This window comes from Parasphingorhabdus sp. (genome assembly GCF_036964675.1).
In the GTDB taxonomy this organism is placed as follows: domain Bacteria; phylum Pseudomonadota; class Alphaproteobacteria; order Sphingomonadales; family Sphingomonadaceae; genus Parasphingorhabdus.
This window is the reverse complement of the sequence record NZ_JBALTF010000008.1, coordinates 1-1,609: the sequence shown is the minus strand read 5'-3', so window position 1 is coordinate 1,609 and position 1,609 is coordinate 1. Positions and strand designations below refer to the sequence as shown.

General features: G+C 58.4%; 2 protein-coding genes. Both read left to right on the top strand.

The window, feature by feature from the left end:
- Positions 1-81 precede the first annotated feature (81 nt).
- Complete coding sequence (locus tag V7665_RS02685) at positions 82-828, top strand: electron transfer flavoprotein subunit beta/FixA family protein (protein ID WP_335662992.1); 747 nt, start codon at positions 82-84, stop codon at positions 826-828.
- A partial coding sequence (locus V7665_RS02680) for an electron transfer flavoprotein subunit alpha/FixB family protein (protein ID WP_335662991.1) occupies positions 828-1,609 on the top strand: 782 nt, incomplete at its 3' end. The genes V7665_RS02685 and V7665_RS02680, both read left to right, overlap by 1 nt.

The window sequence follows — 1,609 nt, the reverse complement described above, 5'->3', positions numbered from 1 at the left end:
AAATGCTGCAGCGCAGCGCAAAACTTGACGTTTACGTGAACGTAAGCTAATCGGTTAGTGAAATTAGAAAAGGAAACAGCAATGAAAATCCTGGTACCCGTCAAGCGGGTGATTGATTATAACGTAAAACCGCGGGTCAAGTCCGACGGCAGCGGCGTCGATCTCGCCAATGTCAAAATGTCGATGAACCCGTTCGACGAGATTTCCATCGAAGAAGCGATTCGCCTGAAAGAAGCGGGCAAGGCTGAAGAAGTCATCGCCGTTTCGGTTGGCCCGCAAAAGGCCCAGGAGACTCTCCGCACCGCACTCGCCATGGGCGCAGACCGCGCGATCCTGGTGATGACCGACGAAGAAGTCGAGCCACTCGCGGTTGCCAAGATCCTCGCCAAAATTGCCGAAGAAGAACAGCCCAAGCTGATCATCTGCGGCAAGCAGGCGATTGACGATGATTCGAACCAGACCGGCCAAATGCTCGCAGCCTTGCTCGGCTGGGGACAGGGTACGTTCGCCAATGAAGTCGATATTGACGGCGACAGCATCACCGTCAAACGCGAAGTCGATGGCGGCCTGCAGACGGTCAAGCTGAACCTGCCCGCAGTGGTCACCACCGACCTGCGCCTCAACGAACCGCGCTATGCGTCACTGCCGAACATCATGAAGGCGAAGAAAAAGCCGATGGATGAAAAAACGCCAGCCGATTATGGCGTCGACATCACACCGCGTCTCACCACCATCACGGTCACCGAACCGCCGGTGCGCCAGGCTGGTGAAAAGGTCGAAGATGTCGATGCGCTGGTCGCGAAACTCAAAGCTGTGGGAGCCATATAATGAAAACGCTCGTACTCGTAGAACATGACAACAAAAGCATGAAAGACGCGACGCTGGCCGTTGTCACCGCCGCGTCGCAACTGGGCGAAGTCCACGCTCTGGTCATCGGCTCCGGCTGTGCCAGTGTCGGCGAACAGGTTGCCAAGGTCGCTGGCATCGCCACCGTCCATGTTGCCGACGATCCGGCTCTGGCCAACCAGCTCGCGGAAAATGCCGCGCCGCTGATCGCCAGCCTGATGGATAGCCATGACGCATTTCTCGCGCCAGCCACCACCACCGGCAAGAATATCGCCCCGCGCGTCGCCGCCCTGCTCGACGTCATGCAGATCAGCGACATTCTCTCGGTCGAAAGCGAAGACACGTTCACCCGGCCAATCTACGCCGGCAACGCGATTGCCACGGTCAAATCTTCCGATGCCAAGAAAGTCATCACCGTGCGCGGTACGGCTTTTGACAAGGCAGCAACCGAAGGCGGCTCCGGCACCATCGAAGCCATTGGCGGTGCCAGCGAATCTGGCCTGTCGAGCTTCGTCAGCGACGAAATCGCCAAGTCCGAACGGCCCGAACTGACCAGCGCCAAGATCATCGTTTCCGGTGGTCGTGCTCTGGGTTCGAGCGAAAAGTTCGAGGAAGTGATCACGCCATTGGCGGACAAGCTCGGTGCCGGCATCGGTGCTTCGCGTGCTGCGGTCGATGCGGGCTATGTCCCGAACGACTATCAGGTCGGCCAGACCGGCAAGATCGTCGCTCCGGAAGTCTATATCGCCATCGGCATCTCCGG

Bases quoted from the DNA above. Each gene is read 5' to 3' on its own strand.
- V7665_RS02685 (WP_335662992.1), top strand. From the start codon at position 82: ATGAAAATCCTGGTACCCGTCAAGCGGGTGATTGATTATAACGTAAAA.